The organism is Mycolicibacterium madagascariense, assembly GCF_010729665.1.
GTDB classification, from domain to species: Bacteria; Actinomycetota; Actinomycetes; order Mycobacteriales; family Mycobacteriaceae; genus Mycobacterium; species Mycobacterium madagascariense.
In genome coordinates this window covers 3721598-3738968 of the sequence record NZ_AP022610.1, presented here as the reverse complement: position 1 = coordinate 3738968, position 17371 = coordinate 3721598, and the positions used below count along the sequence as shown (strand labels likewise).

The window sequence follows — 17371 nt, the reverse complement described above, 5'->3', positions numbered from 1 at the left end:
TCCCGGAAACAAAAACGGTATACCGTTCGGACATCAGAGGGTGACCGCCGCCCTCGCGACCGACCGAGAGACGGGGGATCCCGACCGGATGACGACACTCGCCAGCCCGCTACTGGACCCCGCGAACGGCCTGCTCGACGATCGTCAGCGCGCCGTCGTGCAACGCGTCTCCGACGCCGAACGGGCCCACATCCTGGCATTGCCGAGCAACGATCCGCTCGACGAAAAACTGCGACACCGCGTCCGGGCCACCGGGCCCGAGCTGTTCGGTCAGCCGGCGGCCATCCGGGCGACGCTGCAGCTCAACGCCACGACGCTCGACGCGATCGCCGACCGGCTCGCCGGCGGAGTGCGCCGCGTGGTGCTGGTCGGCTGCGGTGACTCCCTGGCCGTGATGGTCGCCGCGCGCGACGCGCTGGAGGGCATGCTCGGCGTGCCGTGCGAACCCGTGCAGAGCCTCGAGTTCGCCTATTACCAGTCCCGTCTCGCCGATCCGGACACGGCGGTCGTGGCGTTGTCCAGCTCGGGGGAGACGACGCGGACTGTCGAAGCGCTCCTCGCCGCCCAGCACCGCGGATCGTATACCGTTGCCATCACCAATACCGCCGGCTCGACGCTGCAGACCGAGGCCAGCGTCGCCCTGAAGATCGAGGCGACGCGCGTCGGGTGGCCCACCCAGTCGTCCACCGCCGCGCTGGCCCTGCTGCTCGAACTCGCGATCCGCGTCGGCGAGCGTCGCGTCCCGGCCGCGGCCGCCGAACTCCGCGCGGCGTTCGACGCGCTGCCGGACCTGATGACCGACGAACTGAATCGGCTCGACCCGGTGGTGGCCGCCATCGCCGAGCACGAGGTCGCCGCGGGCGTTCGGCACGTGCTGTTCTCCGGCGGCGGGCCCAACCTGGCGACCGCGATCGTCGGCGCCGCGAAGGTCAAGGAGTGCACGACCCTGCACGCGACCGAGATCCAGGTCGAGGAGTACCACCACTACAACTCTCAGAAGGCGGACGAACCGCTCGTCCTGTTCGCCCCGGCCGGTCCCTGCGTGCCGCGCGCGGTCGACACCGCACGCGACGCGCTGCGGTGGGGCGGCCGGCTCTACGTCGTGACCTCCGAGGCCGAACGCGCCTTCGGCGACTGCGGCGGGCAAGTCATCGCGCTGCCGAACGTGCCGGAATCCCTTTCGCCCCTGCTATACCTGCTGCCCGCTCAACTGGTCGGCTACCACCTCGGACTGTGCAGCTACGACGCGGCGGCCGCCGGTGGCTGAGTCGGCGCTCCTGACGTGCATCGGCAACCTCACGATCGACGAGGCCGTATCCGCCACCGGCGAACGCGTCGAGTCGATCGGTGGTGACGCCCTCTACGCGGCACTCGGCGCTCGATTCGTCGGCGGCCGGGCCGCGCTCCTGGCGCCGCTCGGCGTCGACGCACCCGAGGAGCTGCTGACCGCCATCCGGTCGACGGGCAGTGACCCCGCAGCACTGCCGCGACGAGATCTTCCCCTGGTGCGCAACGTCGTTCGGTACGACGCCGACGGTGGTCGCACGTGGGAGCTCGTCCACGGCGAGGAGCACTTCGAGGCGCTGTCGGTGCATCCCGGCGACGTCGGCGCCGACGTGCTGGCGTCGGCCGGCGTGCTGCTGTCGGCGATGGCGCTGCACGCGCAGCTCGCGCTGTCGGCCTGGCTGCGCCCGCGCACGTCCGCCACCCTCTTCTTCGACCCGCAGGAGGACTACGTCGCGGGCCACGAGCGCGAGCTGCGCGAGGCTGTCGCCGCGTGTGACGTGTTCCTGCCCAGCGAGGTCGAGGCGGTCGCGCTGGCCGGAACCTCGGATCTACGGGGGGCCATCGCGGGCTTCCTCGCACTCGGTCCCCGGGTCGTCGTCGTGAAGCGCGCCGCGGCGGGCTGCCTGGTGGCGACGAGCGCGCACCCGGAGCCGGTACCGGTGCCCGCCGACGTCGTCACGCCGGTCGACAGCACCGGGGCGGGCGACGCCTTCTGCGGTGGCTTCGCCGCCGAGCACCTGCGCAGCGGCGACCCGATCGCCGCGGCACGCGCCGGGGCAGCCGCGGCGCGACTGGCCGTCAGCGGCCCCGGCGCGAGCGCGCTGCTCGCCGCCACGACGACCGGAGCCGGCCGATGACGCGGATCACCGTGCTCAACCCCAACACCTCGGCTGAGCTCACCGACACCATCGTCGCTGCGGCGCAACGGGTCTCGGGCCCGGGCGTGACCGTGACGGGTGCACACCCCGCGGTCGGCGTGCCCAGCGTCGAGAGCCACGCCGAGGAGACCGTCGCCGCACTCGGCGTGCTCGAACAGGTCGTGGAACACCAGGCGCGCACCGACGCCTTCGTCGTCGCCTGCTTCGGTGACACCGGGGTGCAGGCCGCCAGGGAGGTCGCCACCTGTCCCGTCGTCGGGATGACCGAGGCCGCGCTGCAGACCGCGTGCCTGGTGGCCCACCGGTTCACCGTCGTGACGCTGCCCGCCCGCACGATCGCCCACAGCGACCGCGTCGTGCAGGCGCTCGGGCTCGGGCACCGGTGCACCGTGGTGGCCGTCGACGTGCCGGTGGCCGACCTCGTCGGCGGTTCGACCCACCTGCTCGATGCGTTCGCCGCGGCGGCGCGCGAGCAGATGACGACTGCGGGCGCCGAGGCCGTCGTCCTGGGGTGTGCGGGCCTCGCCGACCTGGTGACGCCGCTGTCGCGGGACCTCGGGGTGCCGGTCGTCGACGGCGTCGCCGCCGCGGTCGGCATCGCCGCCGGCTTGGTGGCGATGGGCCTGAACACGTCGCGCGCCAACACCTTTGGCGCCATGCCCGGTCCCGACTACGTGGTGAGGCCGCGATGACCGTCCTGTTCCACGACGTCCTCGTCTACGACGAGACATCCCCCACCGCGATGACCGGGCCGGTCGACGTGCTGGTCGAGACCGATCGCATCACGGCGATCGGATCGGACCTGACGCCCCCGCCCGACGCCAGGATCGTCGATGGCGCGGGCCGTCACCTCCTGGTGCCGGGTCTGATCAACGCCCACTTCCATTCTCCGGCCAACCATCTCAAGGGTTCGGTCAGGAGTCTGCCGCTCGAATTGTTCATGCTGTACGAGTCACCCGCGGACCCGGCACTGACGCCGACGCCCCGGGAGGCCTATCTGCGGACCATGCTCGGTGCGATCGAGATGCTGCAGCGCGGCATCACCACGGTGCAGGACGACGCCTTCCTCATGCCGTTCCCCGATCCGGCGATCATCGACGCCGTGGCATCGGCCTACCGCGACAGCGGAATTCGGGCGTTCCTCGCCCTCGATCAGCCCGAGCTGCCGGAGACGGAGAAGCTGCCCTTCCTCGACGGTCTCGACGAGGGCGTGCGCGAGACGTTCGCCGCGCCGGCGCCCGCGCCCGCCGCGCAGCTGCTCGAGGCCTACGACCACCTCATCGGCACGTGGCACGGCGCCGCCGACGATCGGATCCGCGCGGCCGTCTCCATCTCCGCGCCGCAGCGCGTCAGCCTGGACTACTTCGCCGCGCTCGACGACCTGGCCGAGCGTCACGGTCTCCCGCTCTACGCGCACATGCTAGAGACCAAGGTCCAGCGCACCCTGATGACCGAACAGCCCCGCTTCGCCGGTCAATCCCTCGTCCAATACACCGCTGCGGCAGGCCTTCTCAAGCCGCACACCAACGTCATCCACGCGGTGTGGGTGGACGACGCCGACCTCGACGTCATCGCCGAGGCCGGCTCGACGGTCGTGCACAACCCGGTGAGCAACCTGCGCCTCGGCAGCGGCGTGCTGCCATGGCGGGCCATGCTGAACCACGGCATCCCGGTGGCACTGGGGACCGACGAGGCGATCTGCGACGACGCCATCAACGTGTGGACCGTCGCGAAGACCGCGGGCCTGATCCACAACGTCTCCGGTCTGGACAGCGACGACTGGCCCACGGCCCCAGAGGTTCTCACCGCACTGTGGCAGGGCGGCGCCAGGGCGACCCGGCGATCCGACGACCTCGGCGCGGTCGCCGAGGGCAGGCTCGCCGACCTCGCGCTGGTCGACCTGCACGCCATCGCCTTCACCCCACTCAACGACCTACGGGAGCAACTGGTGCACTGCGAGGACGGCCGCGACGTCGTGCTGACCATGGTGGCGGGGCGCGTGGTCGCCGAGCACGGGCACGTCACCAGCGTGGACGAGACCGCCCTGCTCGACGAGGCGCGAGAGCTGTTCGCCGCCAAGCTATCCAGGGTGCACGCCGCCCGTCGCGACGCCGAGCGCCTGTACCCGGCGTACCAGCAGATCGTCCGGCGGGCCGCGGCCGCGGACGTGGGCTTCAGCCGGTGGTTGACGTCGTGAACGCGCCCGTGCCGAACCCGGCGCACTACCGGTACTCGCCGCTGCCCTCGCGCCCCCAGGGGCGCTGGCCGGGCGGGGCCAGGCTCGCCGTCGTGGTCTGCGTCGGCGTCGAGTCCTACCGGTTCGGCGAGGGTCACGCCGAGGACGTCCTCGCCGACGTCGCCGCACCCGACGTGGTGAACACCGCCTGGCGCGACTACGGCAACCGCGTCGGCGCCTTCCGGCTGTTCGAGCGGCTCGAGCGCCTCGGCATCCCGCCGACCGTGCTGCTGAACACCGACGTGTACGACGAGGCGCCGGACGTGCTGGTCGCCGCCCGCGCCGCCGCCGCGGAGATCGTCGGGCACGGCCGCTCCAACTCCGACACGCTGGCCGAGATGAGCGCCACCGCGCAGCGCGCGTACCTGGCCGACGTCGCCGACCGCATCCGCGTCGAGGAGGGCCTCGCGCCCGGCGGGTGGTCGAGCCCATGGCTGACGCAGACATCGGATACTCTGAACCTGTTGGCCGACAACGGGTATCGCTACCTGCTCGACCTCCGGCTCGACGATCAGCCGGTCTGGTTGACCACCGCGGCGGGGCCGCTGCTGGCCATCCCGTACGCCGCCGAGCTCAACGACTCGTCGACGATGATCGGCCGCAGCGTGTCGCCCCGCGCCTTCGCCGAGATGATCGACGACGAGTTCACCGAACTCCACGCCGGCGCCGAGCACCACCCCCTGGTGATGAGCGTGGTGCTGCACTCGTTCATCTCTGGTGCGCCGTTCCGCCTCGGCCCCATCGCGAGGGCGCTGGAGCGCATCGCCGCCACCGACGGGGTCTGGCTGACGACGCCGCGCGAGATCCACCGCGCCGTCGTGGCGTCGCCACAGCTGTTCCCGATGCCCGTGGAGGCGACGCGATGAGCACGCCGGTCGCCACGGTCGAGGACTACTCGCTGTCGCTGGTGCGCAACGGCGTGCGCAGCCAGGTCCTCTCCCACGTCGACCTGCGGATCCAACCCGGTGAGATCCTCGGGCTGGTCGGCGAATCCGGTTCGGGCAAGAGCGTTCTCGCGCTCAGCCTGCTCGGGCTGCTGCCCCAGGAATCGCACCCGGTCACCGAGGGGCGCGTCACCGTCGGCGGGGTCGACCTGCTGAGCGCGGGCCGCGACGAACTGCGCGCGGTGCGTCGCGACGTCCTCGGCGCGATCTTCCAGGACCCGATGACGTCGCTGAACCCGACCATGCGCATCGGCAGGCAGATCGGCGAGGCCACGGGCGACGACGCCGAGTCGGTGCGCCTGCTGCAGACCGTCGGGGTGAGGGACGCCGCACTGCGGTTGCGCGTCTACCCGCACGAGCTCTCCGGTGGTCTGCGCCAGCGCGTGATGGCCGCCATCGCGGTCGCGAACCGGCCTACGCTGCTGGTGGCCGACGAGCCGACCACCGCACTCGACGTCACCGTGCAGGCGCAGCTGCTCGACCTGCTGCGCGAACTGCGCGACGACTTCGGCTGCTCGGTACTGCTCATCACCCACGACCTCGGCGTCGCCGATCAGATCGCCGACCGGCTCGCCGTCATGCACCGCGGTGAACTCGTCGAGATCGGTGCGGCCGCCGACGTCGTGCGCGCGCCCCGGCACGACTACACCCGCTCGCTGCTGGCTTCGCGGCTGACGTTGACGATGTCGCGCGACGAGCGATTCGATGATGCTGGCGCACAACCAGATTCGTCACCCGCGGTCGCGATCCGAGACCTGCGCCGGACGTTCCACGTACGCCACGGCCGTCGCCGGCACGAGGTGGCGGCCGTCGACGGCGTCGATCTCGACGTCGCCCCGGGCGAGGCCGTCGCCATCGTCGGGGAGAGCGGCTCGGGCAAGTCGACGCTGCTGCGCATCGTGGCGGGATTGGAACGGCCGACGTCGGGCCGCGTCGAGCTCGCCGGCGACGGCGGACCGCAGATGGTGTTCCAGGACGCGGGTTCCTCGTTGACGCCGTGGCTGTCGATCGGCGAGATCCTCGGCGAACGACTGCGCCCACTCAAGCTGTCCCGCAGCGTCGTTCGCGACCGCGTCGTCGCCGCGCTCGCGGCCGTCGACCTGCCCGCCGAGGTCGCCACGGCCAGGCCGGGGGAGCTGTCCGGCGGCCAGCGGCAGCGCGTCGGGCTGGCCCGCGCGACCATGATTCCGCCGTCGGTGCTGCTGTGCGACGAGCCGACCAGCGCGCTGGACGCCTCACTCGCCAAGAGCGTCCTGGCCCTCATCAGGGACCTGCGCGCCCGGATCGGCATGACGGTCCTCTTCGTCACCCACGACCTGGCCGTGGCCCGGCTGATGGGCGACCGCATCGCGGTCATGCAGGCGGGCCGCATCGTCGAACTGGGACCCGCCGAGCAGGTGGTGTCACAGCCCCGCGAGGCCTACACGCGTGCGTTGCTGGCCGCGGTCCCCGAGATCGTCGGAGGTGTCACGCCATGACCACGACCCTCGTACCCCGGTGGCGTTCCAAGCCCGTCACGGTGGGCGGTGCCCACCTCGGCCGACCGGCGGCGTTCGCGATCCTCGGGCTGCTGGTCGCGCTGACCCTGGTCGCGGTGTTCGCGCGAACGTTGGCCCCCTACGACCCCATTCAGCCCGTCGGCGCACTCGATCTGCCGCCGCTGAGCCCCGGTCATCTGCTGGGCACCGACGGCATCGGTCGAGACCTTTTGTCGCGCACGCTGATCGGCGTGCAGGTCAGCTGGCTCAGCGCGCTGGTGATCGTGGCCAGCGGGCTGCTCATCGGCGGCACCATCGGGTTGATCGCGGGCGCGACCGGCGGGTGGGTGGACTCGCTGTTCCTCATGCGCATCACCGACCTCTTCCTCGCGCTACCGGGCGCGCTGGTGGCCATCGCCATCGTCGCGGCACTGGGTTCGGGACTGATGAACACCCTCATCGGCGTCGCGCTGGTGTGGTGGCCGTACTACGCCCGCATCGTCCGCGGCGAGGTGAAGGCCTTGGCCGCGCGGCCGCACGTCGAGGCGGCCAAGCTGGCCAAGGCGGGCCGTGTCCGCATCCTGACCCGGCACCTGCTGCCCGGTGTGGTGCCGACGGCGATCGTCACCGCCAGCCTCGACGTCGGCAACGTCGTGCTCCTGCTCGCCGCGCTGTCCTTCCTCGGCCTCGGTCAGCAGGCGCCCGCGCCCGAACTGGGCGCCGACACCGCGCGCACGTTGAGTCAGCTGCTGAGCCACTGGTGGGTGCCCGGCATCCCCGGTCTGGCCGTGCTGCTGCTGACGCTGATCGCGAACGTCGGTGGCGACGCCATTCGCAACCTGCTGCCGGTGCGGAGGTAGGCGATGACATCCTTTCTGCTGCGCCGACTCTCGACGGCCGTGCTCATCCTGCTGATCCTGTCGTTCGTCATCTTCCTGCTGCAGTCGGTCTCACCGGGTGACCCCGCCCGCGCCTACGTCGGGGCGAACGCGTCGAACGCGATGGTCGCCGCGGAACGGCAGCGACTCGGCCTGAACGATCCGATGCTCGTGCAGTTCGTCCGCTTCGTCGGCGGCCTGCTCACCGGGGATCTGGGCCGGTCGCTGCGCACCCGGCAACCCGTGACGGCCGACATCGCCACCTACCTGCCCGCGACGGTCGAACTCGTGGTCGTGGCGTTCCTGCTCGCGCTGCTCCTCGGCACGCTGTATGCCCTGTCGGGTGCGCTGCGCTGGCCGGGCGCCGCACTCGGGCGCGGCGTGCTGCTGCTGTTGGCCACCGCGCCGCCGTTCCTGCTGGCACTGATCGGCATCATCGTGTTCTTCGGTCAGCTGGGCTGGCTGCCGGCCAGGGGAGTCGGCGACTTCCAGGACCCCGGACCGTTCGGCATGCAGCTCGTCGACACGCTGCTGCACGGACAGGCCGACGCGTTCGGCGATGCGCTGCAGCATCTTCTGCTGCCCGCGGTCGTGCTGTCCATCGCGCCCGCCGTCGCGATCGGCCGGGTGTTCCGGTCGTCCCTGCAGAGCGTCCTCGGCGTCGACTACGTCAGGACGGCGCGATCCAAGGGGCTGACCGAGGCGCAGGTGGTGCTGCACCACGTCGTCCGCAACGCGATCGGTCCGGCGCTGTCCATGGCCGGGCTGCAACTGGGCTTCATGTTCGCCGGGGTCGTCGTCGTCGAGCAGGTCTTCTCCTGGCCCGGCATCGGCAACTACCTCGCCGCGTCCATCCCGGTCGCCGACTTCCCCGCTATCGCCGGGGTCACGTTGGTGCTCGGTGCGATCTACGTCATCTCCAACGTCGCGGTCGACCTGCTGCAGGCCGTCGCCGACCCCCGCATCGCCGTCGAATAGGAAGCCGAATGAGAAGGAGCCCCTCCATGCCCGTCCGCAGATCCCTCATCGTCTGTGCCGCAATGACTCTCGTCATCACCGGCTGTGGTTCCGGCACGCCGACCGGCGGTAGTGGCGGGGGTGGCGTGGCCGCCCCGACGAACGGCACGCTCACCGTCGGACTGCTCGGCGACATCGGCCAGCCGCCGGACCCCGACATCTACTACGCCAACAACGGCACGGCCATCATGATCAACGCCTACGAGGGGCTGGTGCAGTACCAGAACGACACCGACGCCGTGAAGATCGCGCCGCGACTGGCGCAGACGTGGGACGTCAACCCCACCCACGACGTCTACACCTTCCACCTCCGCAAGGGCGTCACATTCCATGACGGCACGCCGTTCACCTCGGCGGCGGTCGACGTGGCGTTCAAGCGCCGCATCGCGGTCAAGGGTGGCGCGGCATACATGGTGCAGGCGGTGAAAGACGTTGCCACACCGGACGATTACACCGCCGTCATCACCCTCACCAAGCCCAACACCGCCTTCCTGAGCTATCTGGCGTCCCCGTTCGGACCCAAGATGGAGTCACCGACCGGGCTCAAGGCCAACGCGGGATCCGACGACGCCCAGACCTACCTGTCCTCCCACGATCTCGGCACCGGGCCCTACGAACTGACCACCGCACAGACCGGGGTCAAGTACGAGATGACCCGCTACGACGGCTACTGGGGTCAGAAGTCGCCGTTCACGAAGATCGAAATGCCGGTCTACACCGACGAATCTGCGCTGGAGCTGGCGTTCGACAACGGCACCGTCGACACCATCGTCGCCGCGCTGCCCTCGTCGAGCCTGGACAAGTACGCCAAGGCCGCCGGGGTGTCCAACTACTTCCTGCCGACCCTGCAGGGCGCCCTGGTCACCGTCAATCCCAGCCACGACTTCTTCAAGACCGCCGACGCCAGGGTGGCCTTCCTGAAGTCGATCGACCAGGCCAAGCTGGTCGATCAGGTCCTCGGCAAGCGGTCCGAGGTGGGGACGACGATGTACGCCAAGGGCATGATCCCGGGAGGGGCCGACAAGCAGGCCATCTCCTACGACGCCGGTGCGCTGAAGGCCTACGTGGCGGCGCTGCCCCCCAACGCGCCCAAGAACCTGGTGATCGGCTACGCGAACGGCAACGTCAACGCGCAGTCGATGGCCAACATCGTGGTGGCCAACCTGCAGACCGACGGGCTCACCGCGTCCGCCCAGGGTTATGACACCTCGACGGTCTTCGGGTGGATCAACAACCCGCCCAGCGGACCCGATGCGTTCATCGACGGCAACAACGGCCCCGACGGCGGCGACCCCTACATGTGGGGACACGTCTTCTGGGACGCCTCGGGCGGCATCAACTACTTCGGATGCGAGTCCAAGGAGGTCAACGGCCTACTCGACCAAGCCCTCGGCACCGGGGACACCGCGACCTACGTCAAGGCCGGCCAGCTGTACGGCCAGACCGGCTGCTTCCTGAACCTGTCCTACAACAAGGACTGGGTCGTCGCGCAGAAGTGGCTCACCGGAGTCGCCGAGAGTCAGAACATCGGCGCCAACGAGCTGAACTTCTCGCTGCTCGGCATCGCCGGGACGTGACCGACCCGGAGTCCCAGCGACCGTCGCTGTCGCGCTACATCTACTCCACGGTCAGGGAACGGATCATCCTGGGGCAGTACCCGCAGGGCAGCCGGCTCCCGGAGCAGCGCATCGGGGAGGAGCTCGACGTCTCGCGCGTCCCGCTGCGGGAGGCGGTGCCGTGGCTGGAGCGCGACGGCTTCGTGCACTCGCGCCCACGGCGAGGGGCGGTCGTGGCCCGCTGGGACGCCAAGTCCATCGACGACCTGTTCGACGTGCGCCTGTCGATGGAGGTGGGGGCGGCGCGCTACGCCGCCCGGCAGGTCGGCCTCGGCGGCCCGATGGACGCACTGGACCACGCGCTGGCCGAGGCCCAGCGGACCGTCGCCGGGGGTGATGCCTACGCCATCGCCAAGACCAGCACCGCCTTCCACGAGGCCGTCATCGCGACGTCGGCCAACGAGCTGCTGATCAGGTTGATGCAGTCGATCTCCGGACGCATCACGTGGCTGTTCTTCCTGACCAGTGGACTGCCCGCCGACGAGGCGTTCCACGACCACGTCCTGCTGCGTGACGCGATTGCCTCCGGCAACGAGCGGGTCGCCGAGTCCGTGGCCTACGCCCACATCGAGCGCGACCGGCAGCCGACGTTCGACGCCATGCGCGACCGGATGGGCGGGTAGGCCGCTCGTTCGGCGCCTAGTTCGGCGAGGGTGGTGGTGGGGTTTCGAAGGGGTCGTACCACCACCAGTCGGCGCGTTCGCCGGTCGGGCCGCGGCAGGGGGCGACCCGCGGCGGTGGTGTGGTCGGCGAGCGGGCCAGCGACGCCGAGGTCAGGGGTTCGCCCGCGGCGTTGGTCACCAGCAGGTGGTGGGCGGGGCCGCGCAGGGTGATCAGCCCGCGGTGGTGCAACCGGTGGTGATACGGGCACACCAGGACGAGGTTGGCCAGTTCGGTGGGCCCGCCGTCCTCCCAGTGGACGAGGTGGTGGGCGTGCAGGCCGCGGGTCGCCGCGCAGCCGGGGACCACGCAGCAGTGGTCGCGGTGCTCCAGCGCGCGGCGCAGTCGGCGGCTGATCACCCGGGTCTCGCGCCCGGACCCGATCGGTCGGCCGTGGCGTTCGAACCACACCTCGCAGGTCGCATCGCAGGTCAGGTACTGGCGGTCGCCGTCGGGCAGCAGCGGCCCGAGATGTAGTGCGGCGACCCGTGATTCGACGTCGAGGTGCACGACGACGGTGGTGCGTTGCCCGTGGGGGCGGCGAGCGACGTCGGCGTCCCAGCCGGCTTCGACGAGACTCATGAAGCCGTCCACCCGGGTGGGCAGCGGCGACAGCTGGACGTCGCGGTCGTCGACCGGGCCGGTGGGGTCCGGCCCGTCCTCGCCCGAGTCGTCGGCGTGGTCGCGCTTCCACTGCGCGACGAGGCCGTCGTGGTGGGACTGCAGAGCGGCGTCGAAGGTGGCGGCTTCGGGGTGCGGCAGGGTGATGCGCCAGGTCGTGGATTGCTCGCCGTCGGTCTTCGTGATCGCGCGCGGGGGCGGGGAGGTGGGCTTCGGTTCGGGGTCGGGGCGGGGTTCGAGCTTGATCGCGGTGCGCAGCTGGGCGACGGTCGCGCTGGCGGCGAGCTGGGCGTAGTGCGCGTCGGATCCCTCACCCGCGCGTTCGGCGATGACGCCGACCTGATCCAGCGACAGCTGACCCGCGCGCAGGGCGGCGGTGCACTGGGGGAGTTCGGGGCTGCGGTGGGCGATGGCGGCGACGGTCTCGGCGTTGCGCAGGGAGGTGCCGGTCTTCCAGGCGATCAGGGCGGGCAGGGAGCGGCAGCCGGTGTTGCCCCAGATGCCGTCGTGGTCGATCTCGGCGACGATGTCCACGATGCGTCCGTCGATGGCGTTGCGCTGGCCGGTCAACTCCGCCAACTCCTCGAACAGCACCCCGATCCGCTCAGCGGGAGAGCACGTGGTCGCGGTGGACGCCATGTGATCATGATGGCAGCGGGGTCTGACATCGGTCCGGCCTCGACGTGTGCGTCGGCAGCTCAGGGGGTAGACGGGCCCAATGCGACACCCCCTGGCCGTCGTCGCCATCGTGGTCGCCCTGCTCGGGGCCGTGTCGTGTGCACCCGCTCGACGCGTCGACCTCGGACAATCGTCGGGCAACCTGATCGCCGCGATCGCCGGTGAACCCGACCAGCTCGACCCCCAGAAGACGTCGGCCTACTTCTCCTTCGAGGTGCTGGAGAACGTGTTCGACACCCTGGTCGAACCCGACGCCAATCTCGAGATGCGGCCCGCGCTCGCCCAGTCGTGGACGGTGTCACCCGACCAGCTCACGTGGACCTTCCAGCTGCGCCCCGGCGTCACGTTCCACGACGGCACGCCGTTCACGGCCGATGACGTCGTCTACTCCTATCACCGGATCATCGACGGCAAGCTGGCCAACGTCGACAAGCTCAGTGCGGTCACCGACGTTCGCGCCCAGGGGCCGGACACCGTCGTCATCCGCGTCGCGCACCCGACCCCCAACCTGCTCACCAACCTCGGCGGGTTCAAGGGCATGGCGATCGTGTCGCGCAGGAACGTCGAGAGCGGCCAGATCGCGACGCATCCGATCGGGACCGGACCGTTCTCGTTCGTGTCGCAGAAGAGCGGCGACTCGATCGTGCTGGCGGCCAACCCCAAGTACTGGGGCGGCGCGCCCAAGGTGCCCGGCGTGACCTTCGAGTTCATCACCGAACCGTCGACCGCGCTCTCGGCGCTGCAGGCCGGTGAGGTCGACTGGACCGACTCGGTGCCCGCCCAGCGCATCACCCAACTGCGCGGTGACGACTCCCTCACGCTCGCGGTCACGCCGAGCAACGACTACTGGTACCTGGCCCTCAACGAGGCCCGCGCCCCGTGGAACGATCCGCGGGTCCGCCAGGCCATCGCCTACGGCATCGACCGGCAATCGATCGTCCAGGCCACCAGCTACGGCAGCGCGACCGCCAATCAGCTGGCCATCCCGAAGGGCAATCCGTGGTACACCCCCTACGACAGGTACCGCCATGACATCGATCAGGCCAAGCGCCTGCTGCAGGAGGCGGGTGCGCACCCCACCTCCATGGACATGCTGGTCACCAGCCAGTACCCCGAGACGGTCACCGCCGCCCAGGTCATCGCGGACAACCTCGCCCCGCTCGGGATCGCGGTGCACATCCGGACCGTGGACTTCGCGACGTGGCTCGACGAGCAGAACTCCGGCCACTTCGACATGTTGATGATGGGCTGGCTCGGCAACATCGACCCCGACGACTTCTACTACGCGCAGCACCACACGAACGGGACGAGCAACGCGCAGAAGTTCTCCAACCCCGAGGTCGACCGGCTGCTCGACGCGGGTCGGGTCGAGACCAACCGGCAAGTGCGACAACGTGATTACGCCACCGCCGCGACGATCATCGCCGACCAGGTCAGCTACATCTACCTCTACAACCCGTCGGTGGTGCAGGCCTGGACCACCCGGCTCTCGGGCTACGAGGCGCGCCGCGACGGTGCGATCCGGTTCAGGACGGCCAGCCTCGACGGCGGGGGACGGCAGTGAGCCACCCCGTCGTGCGGTTCCTCGCCCGCCGCCTCGCCTATTCGCTGGTCGTGTTGATCGGCGTCCTGATCGTCGTGTTCGCCCTCGTTCAGCTGGTGCCCGGCGATCCGGTTCGCATCGCGCTGGGAACGCGCTACACCCCGGAGGCCTACGACGCGCTCAGGGCCGCAAGCGGTTTGGACCGACCGCTGCTCGCGCAGTTCGCGAGCTACGTGGGTTCGGCATTCACCGGCAACCTGGGAGTCAGCTTCCGCAACGGCGACCCCGTCGTGCAGATCCTGCTGGACCGATTGCCGGCGACGGTGTCCCTCGCCGGGTTCGGCATCGTCGTCGCGCTGCTGATCGCGCTGCCCGCAGGCATCTGGTCGGCGCTGCACGAGGGCAGGACCAGTGATGCGATCGTCCGGGTCACCAGTCAGTTCGGTGTCTCGATACCCGACTTCTGGATGGGCATCCTGCTGATCGCGCTGTTCGCCAGCACCCTGCACTGGTTGCCCACGTCGGGCTACCGCCCGCTGACGACCGACCCCGGCGGGTGGTTGAGCCACCTCGTCCTACCGGGACTGACGGTCGGCCTCGTCGCCGCCGCGATCCTCACCCGGTACGTCCGCTCGGCCGTACTCGAAGTCGCCGCAATGGGTTACGTGCGCACCGCCCGCTCGAAGGGTCTGTCGCCGCGGGTGGTGACGCTGCGCCACACCGTCCGCAACGCGCTGGTGCCGATCCTCACCATCACCGGCATCCAACTCGCGACCATCCTCGGCGGCGTGATCGTCGTGGAGGTGGTGTTCGCCTGGCCGGGCCTCGGTCGCCTGGTCTACAACTCGGTGGCCGCCAGGGACTATCCGGTCATCCAGGGTGCGGTGCTGCTGATGGCGGTGCTGTTCCTGGTGATCAACCTGCTGGTGGACCTGCTGTACGCCGTCGTCGACCCGAGGATCAGGCTGGCATGACCCCACCGCTCACCGAGAACCCGCCGGCCGGGCGGGTCAGCTCGTGGCGCCTGCTGGCGGGCAACCCCGTCACGGTCGCGAGCACCGTGATCCTGGCGGTGGTGCTCGTCGTCGCCGTGGGTGCGAAATGGCTTGCGCCGCAGGGCATCAACGACGTCGACGTGCCGAGCGCCCTGCGCGGTCCCAGCGGTGCGCACTGGTTCGGCACCGACGAGCTCGGCCGCGACGTGCTGTCCAGGGTGCTGGTCGCCGTGCAGGCCTCGATGGAGGTGGCGGTGGTGAGCGTCCTGTTCGCCGTCGTCGTCGGGGTCACCATCGGCGTGGTCGCCGGATATCGCGGCGGGTGGGTCGACACGGTGTTCATGCGCGTCGTCGACGTCATGTTCGCGTTCCCGGTGCTGCTGCTGGCCCTGGCGATCGTGGCCATCCTCGGCCCGGGCATCACCACCACGATGCTCGCCATCGGCGTCGTCTACACCCCGATCTTCGCCCGCGTCGCCCGCGCCAGCACCCTCGGCGTCAGGGTCGAACCCTTCGTCCAGGTGTCGCGCACCATGGGCACGGGGCACGGCTACATCCTGATCCGCCACGTGCTCCCGAACATCGCCGGGCCACTGATCGTGCAGACGTCGCTGTCGCTGGCGTTCGCGATCCTGTCCGAGGCGGCCCTGTCCTTCCTCGGTCTCGGCATCCAGCCGCCGGAGCCGTCGCTGGGCCGGATGATCTTCGACTCCCAGGGTTTCGTCACGCTGGCCTGGTGGATGGCGGTCTTTCCCGGGGCGGCGATCTTCGTGATCGTGCTCGCGTTCAACCTGTTCGGTGACGGCATGCGCGACGTGCTGGACCCCAAGCAGCGCACGCTGGCCGAGGCGCGGAGGAAGCAGTGAGCGCGCCCGTCCTGACCGTCGAGGACCTCCACGTCCGGATCGGCGACACGCACATCGTCCGCGGCGTCTCCCTTCGGGTGCGCAGGGAGGCGACGCTCGGCATCGTCGGGGAGTCCGGTTCCGGGAAGTCCATGACGGTGCTCGCCGCGACGGGACTGCTGGACGCTCCCGGCGCCGTCGTCACCGGATCGAGTGTGCTTGCGGGCGAACGGGACTCGACGGAGCTGATCGGTGCGTCCCCGCGGACGTTGCGCGGCGTGCACGGCGGTCGGGTCGGCTTCGTCTTCCAGGACCCGGGGACGTCGCTCAACCCGCTGTTGACCCTTGAACGCCAGATCACCGAATCCCTTGAGGCGCATCGTCATCCGACCAGGAGGGCAGCCAAGGCGCGGGCGCTCGAACTGCTCGAGGCCGTCGGTCTGCCCCACCCCGAGGACCGGCTGCGTTCCTATCCGCATCAACTGTCGGGTGGGCAGCGTCAGCGCGTGATGATCGCGATCGCACTCGCGTGTGACCCGGAACTGCTCATCGCCGACGAGCCGACCACGTCCCTGGACGTCACCACCCAGGCGCAGATCATCGACCTGGTCGCAGATCTGCAGCGCGACTTCGGCACCGCGGTGGTGTGGATCAGTCACGACCTGGGTGTCATCGGTCAGGTCGCCGACGACGTCACCGTGCTGGCGGCGGGCCAGGTCGTCGAGCAGGCGCCGGTGCTCGACGTGTTCGACCATCCGCAGCAGCCCTACACCCGCCAGCTGCTCGACGCCCGGCCGCTGGTGGGCTCGGCAGGCCCGCCGCCGGTGGCCGACGACGCCGAGACGCTGCTGGAGGTGGTCGGCCTCGACGTCCGGTTCCCCGTGACGACCCCCACCGGGAGGTCGACCGTGCACGCGGTGCAGAACCTGTCGTTCCGGATCCGGCGCGGCGCGACCCTCGGACTGGTCGGGGAGTCGGGGTCGGGCAAGTCGACCGTGGCCGCCGCGCTGACCGGGTTGGTGCGGCCCGACGCCGGGACGGTGACGCTCGGCGGTGACGACGTGCTGGCCGTCGGACGCCGCGGCGGTCGCCGGGCCGAGAAAGCGCTGCGGCGGCGCATGGGTCTGGTGCTGCAGGACCCGTTCGCGTCACTGAATCCGCGCCTGCCGGTGGGGGCGTCGGTCGGCGAGCCGATCGCCGTGCACGAGCTGCGCGAGGGCAAGGCCGACCGGCAGGCCCGGGTCGAGGAGTTGCTCGAGCTCGTCGGACTGCCGGCGTCGTTCGCCGACCGCTACCCGCACGAGCTGTCGGGGGGCCAGCGCCAGCGGGTCAGCATCGCCCGGGCCCTCGGGCTGGAGCCCGAGTTGCTGATCCTCGACGAGTCCACGGCGTCCCTCGACGTGTCGGTGCAGGCGCAGGTCTTGGAGTTGTTGGCCGATCTGCAGCAGCGACTGGGCCTGACCTACCTGTTCATCGGGCACGACCTCGCCGTCATTCAGCAGGTCAGCCACGACGTGCTGGTGCTGCGCGCGGGCCGCGCGGTGGAGTATCGCCCGGCCGCCGACTTGTTCGCCGAACCCCGCGACGACTACACCCGCTCCCTGCTGGCGGCGATCCCGCCGGCGCGCCCGCCTGTGGAAAGCCTGTAACGAATCTGGCCTCCAGCCGATGTCCTAGGTGAAGCTGGCCGGTGGC

Annotated in this window: 15 protein-coding genes; 14 read left to right on the top strand and 1 reads right to left on the bottom strand. The window is 70.4% G+C overall.

The annotated features are described in order from the left end of the window. Nucleotides 1–40 precede the first annotated feature (40 nt). The 10 genes from G6N60_RS17615 to G6N60_RS17570 are packed head-to-tail and all read left to right on the top strand — an operon-like array spanning nt 41 to nt 10957. Entirely contained in the window at nt 41–1267 is a 1227-nt protein-coding gene (locus G6N60_RS17615) for an SIS domain-containing protein (RefSeq protein ID WP_163739669.1), read from the top strand. Continuing rightward, a complete protein-coding gene (locus tag G6N60_RS17610; RefSeq protein WP_163739667.1) occupies nt 1260–2144 on the top strand; it encodes a carbohydrate kinase family protein in 885 nt (294 codons plus the stop codon). Before G6N60_RS17615 ends, G6N60_RS17610 begins: the two co-directional genes overlap by 8 nt. Beyond that, nucleotides 2141–2857, top strand: coding sequence for an aspartate/glutamate racemase family protein (locus G6N60_RS17605; RefSeq protein WP_163739665.1), 717 nt, complete (start codon nt 2141–2143; stop codon nt 2855–2857). Before G6N60_RS17610 ends, G6N60_RS17605 begins: the two co-directional genes overlap by 4 nt. Further along, on the top strand, nt 2854–4362 hold the full coding sequence (locus tag G6N60_RS17600; protein WP_163739663.1) for an amidohydrolase family protein: 1509 nt from the start codon (nt 2854–2856) through the stop codon (nt 4360–4362). The genes G6N60_RS17605 and G6N60_RS17600 overlap by 4 nt, the downstream gene beginning before the upstream one ends. After that, entirely contained in the window at nt 4359–5267 is a 909-nt protein-coding gene (locus tag G6N60_RS17595; RefSeq protein WP_197746949.1) for a polysaccharide deacetylase family protein, read from the top strand. The genes G6N60_RS17600 and G6N60_RS17595 overlap by 4 nt, the downstream gene beginning before the upstream one ends. Then, nucleotides 5264–6823 carry an ATP-binding cassette domain-containing protein gene (locus G6N60_RS17590; RefSeq protein WP_163739660.1) on the top strand — a complete coding sequence of 520 codons (1560 nt, stop codon included), beginning with the start codon at nt 5264–5266 and terminating at the stop codon, nt 6821–6823. The genes G6N60_RS17595 and G6N60_RS17590 overlap by 4 nt, the downstream gene beginning before the upstream one ends. Next, on the top strand, nt 6820–7683 hold the full coding sequence (locus G6N60_RS17585; RefSeq protein ID WP_163739658.1) for an ABC transporter permease: 864 nt from the start codon (nt 6820–6822) through the stop codon (nt 7681–7683). The genes G6N60_RS17590 and G6N60_RS17585 overlap by 4 nt, the downstream gene beginning before the upstream one ends. Before the next feature lie 3 nt (nt 7684–7686). Next, complete coding sequence (locus G6N60_RS17580) at nt 7687–8679, top strand: ABC transporter permease (RefSeq protein ID WP_163739656.1); 993 nt, start codon at nt 7687–7689, stop codon at nt 8677–8679. A 26-nt stretch (nt 8680–8705) separates the two neighbouring features. Then, nucleotides 8706–10295, top strand: coding sequence for an ABC transporter substrate-binding protein (locus G6N60_RS17575; protein ID WP_163739654.1), 1590 nt, complete (start codon nt 8706–8708; stop codon nt 10293–10295). Then, nucleotides 10292–10957, top strand: coding sequence for a GntR family transcriptional regulator (locus tag G6N60_RS17570; protein ID WP_163739652.1), 666 nt, complete (start codon nt 10292–10294; stop codon nt 10955–10957). The genes G6N60_RS17575 and G6N60_RS17570 overlap by 4 nt, the downstream gene beginning before the upstream one ends. 16 nt (nt 10958–10973) lie before the next feature. On the opposite strand, the gene G6N60_RS17565 is transcribed toward G6N60_RS17570, so the two are convergent. Beyond that, complete coding sequence (locus G6N60_RS17565; RefSeq protein WP_163739650.1) at nt 10974–12254, bottom strand: HNH endonuclease signature motif containing protein; 1281 nt, start codon at nt 12252–12254, stop codon at nt 10974–10976. A gap of 79 nt (nt 12255–12333) precedes the next feature. Here G6N60_RS17565 and G6N60_RS17560 point away from each other — a divergent pair, with 79 nt between their 5' ends. Genes G6N60_RS17560 through G6N60_RS17545 form a run of 4 tightly spaced genes read left to right on the top strand, consistent with a single transcriptional unit; the run spans nt 12334 to nt 17325 of the window. After that, complete coding sequence (locus G6N60_RS17560) at nt 12334–13857, top strand: ABC transporter substrate-binding protein (RefSeq protein ID WP_163739648.1); 1524 nt, start codon at nt 12334–12336, stop codon at nt 13855–13857. After that, entirely contained in the window at nt 13854–14810 is a 957-nt protein-coding gene (locus G6N60_RS17555) for an ABC transporter permease (RefSeq protein WP_163739646.1), read from the top strand. Before G6N60_RS17560 ends, G6N60_RS17555 begins: the two co-directional genes overlap by 4 nt. Beyond that, nucleotides 14807–15697 (top strand): ABC transporter permease, encoded by an 891-nt coding sequence (locus tag G6N60_RS17550; protein WP_163739644.1) that lies wholly within the window; start codon nt 14807–14809, stop codon nt 15695–15697. The genes G6N60_RS17555 and G6N60_RS17550 overlap by 4 nt, the downstream gene beginning before the upstream one ends. Further along, entirely contained in the window at nt 15694–17325 is a 1632-nt protein-coding gene (locus tag G6N60_RS17545) for an ABC transporter ATP-binding protein (RefSeq protein ID WP_163739642.1), read from the top strand. Before G6N60_RS17550 ends, G6N60_RS17545 begins: the two co-directional genes overlap by 4 nt. The last annotated feature ends 46 nt before the right edge of the window (nt 17326–17371 follow it).

Bases quoted from the DNA above. Each gene is read 5' to 3' on its own strand.
- G6N60_RS17605 (WP_163739665.1), top strand. From the start codon at position 2,141: ATGACGCGGATCACCGTGCTCAACCCCAACACCTCGGCTGAGCTCACC.
- G6N60_RS17600 (WP_163739663.1), top strand. From the start codon at position 2,854: ATGACCGTCCTGTTCCACGACGTCCTCGTCTACGACGAGACATCCCCC.
- G6N60_RS17590 (WP_163739660.1), top strand. From the start codon at position 5,264: ATGAGCACGCCGGTCGCCACGGTCGAGGACTACTCGCTGTCGCTGGTG.
- G6N60_RS17585 (WP_163739658.1), top strand. From the start codon at position 6,820: ATGACCACGACCCTCGTACCCCGGTGGCGTTCCAAGCCCGTCACGGTG.
- G6N60_RS17580 (WP_163739656.1), top strand. From the start codon at position 7,687: ATGACATCCTTTCTGCTGCGCCGACTCTCGACGGCCGTGCTCATCCTG.
- G6N60_RS17575 (WP_163739654.1), top strand. From the start codon at position 8,706: ATGCCCGTCCGCAGATCCCTCATCGTCTGTGCCGCAATGACTCTCGTC.
- G6N60_RS17565 (WP_163739650.1), bottom strand. From the start codon at position 12,254: ATGGCGTCCACCGCGACCACGTGCTCTCCCGCTGAGCGGATCGGGGTG.
- G6N60_RS17560 (WP_163739648.1), top strand. From the start codon at position 12,334: ATGCGACACCCCCTGGCCGTCGTCGCCATCGTGGTCGCCCTGCTCGGG.
- G6N60_RS17550 (WP_163739644.1), top strand. From the start codon at position 14,807: ATGACCCCACCGCTCACCGAGAACCCGCCGGCCGGGCGGGTCAGCTCG.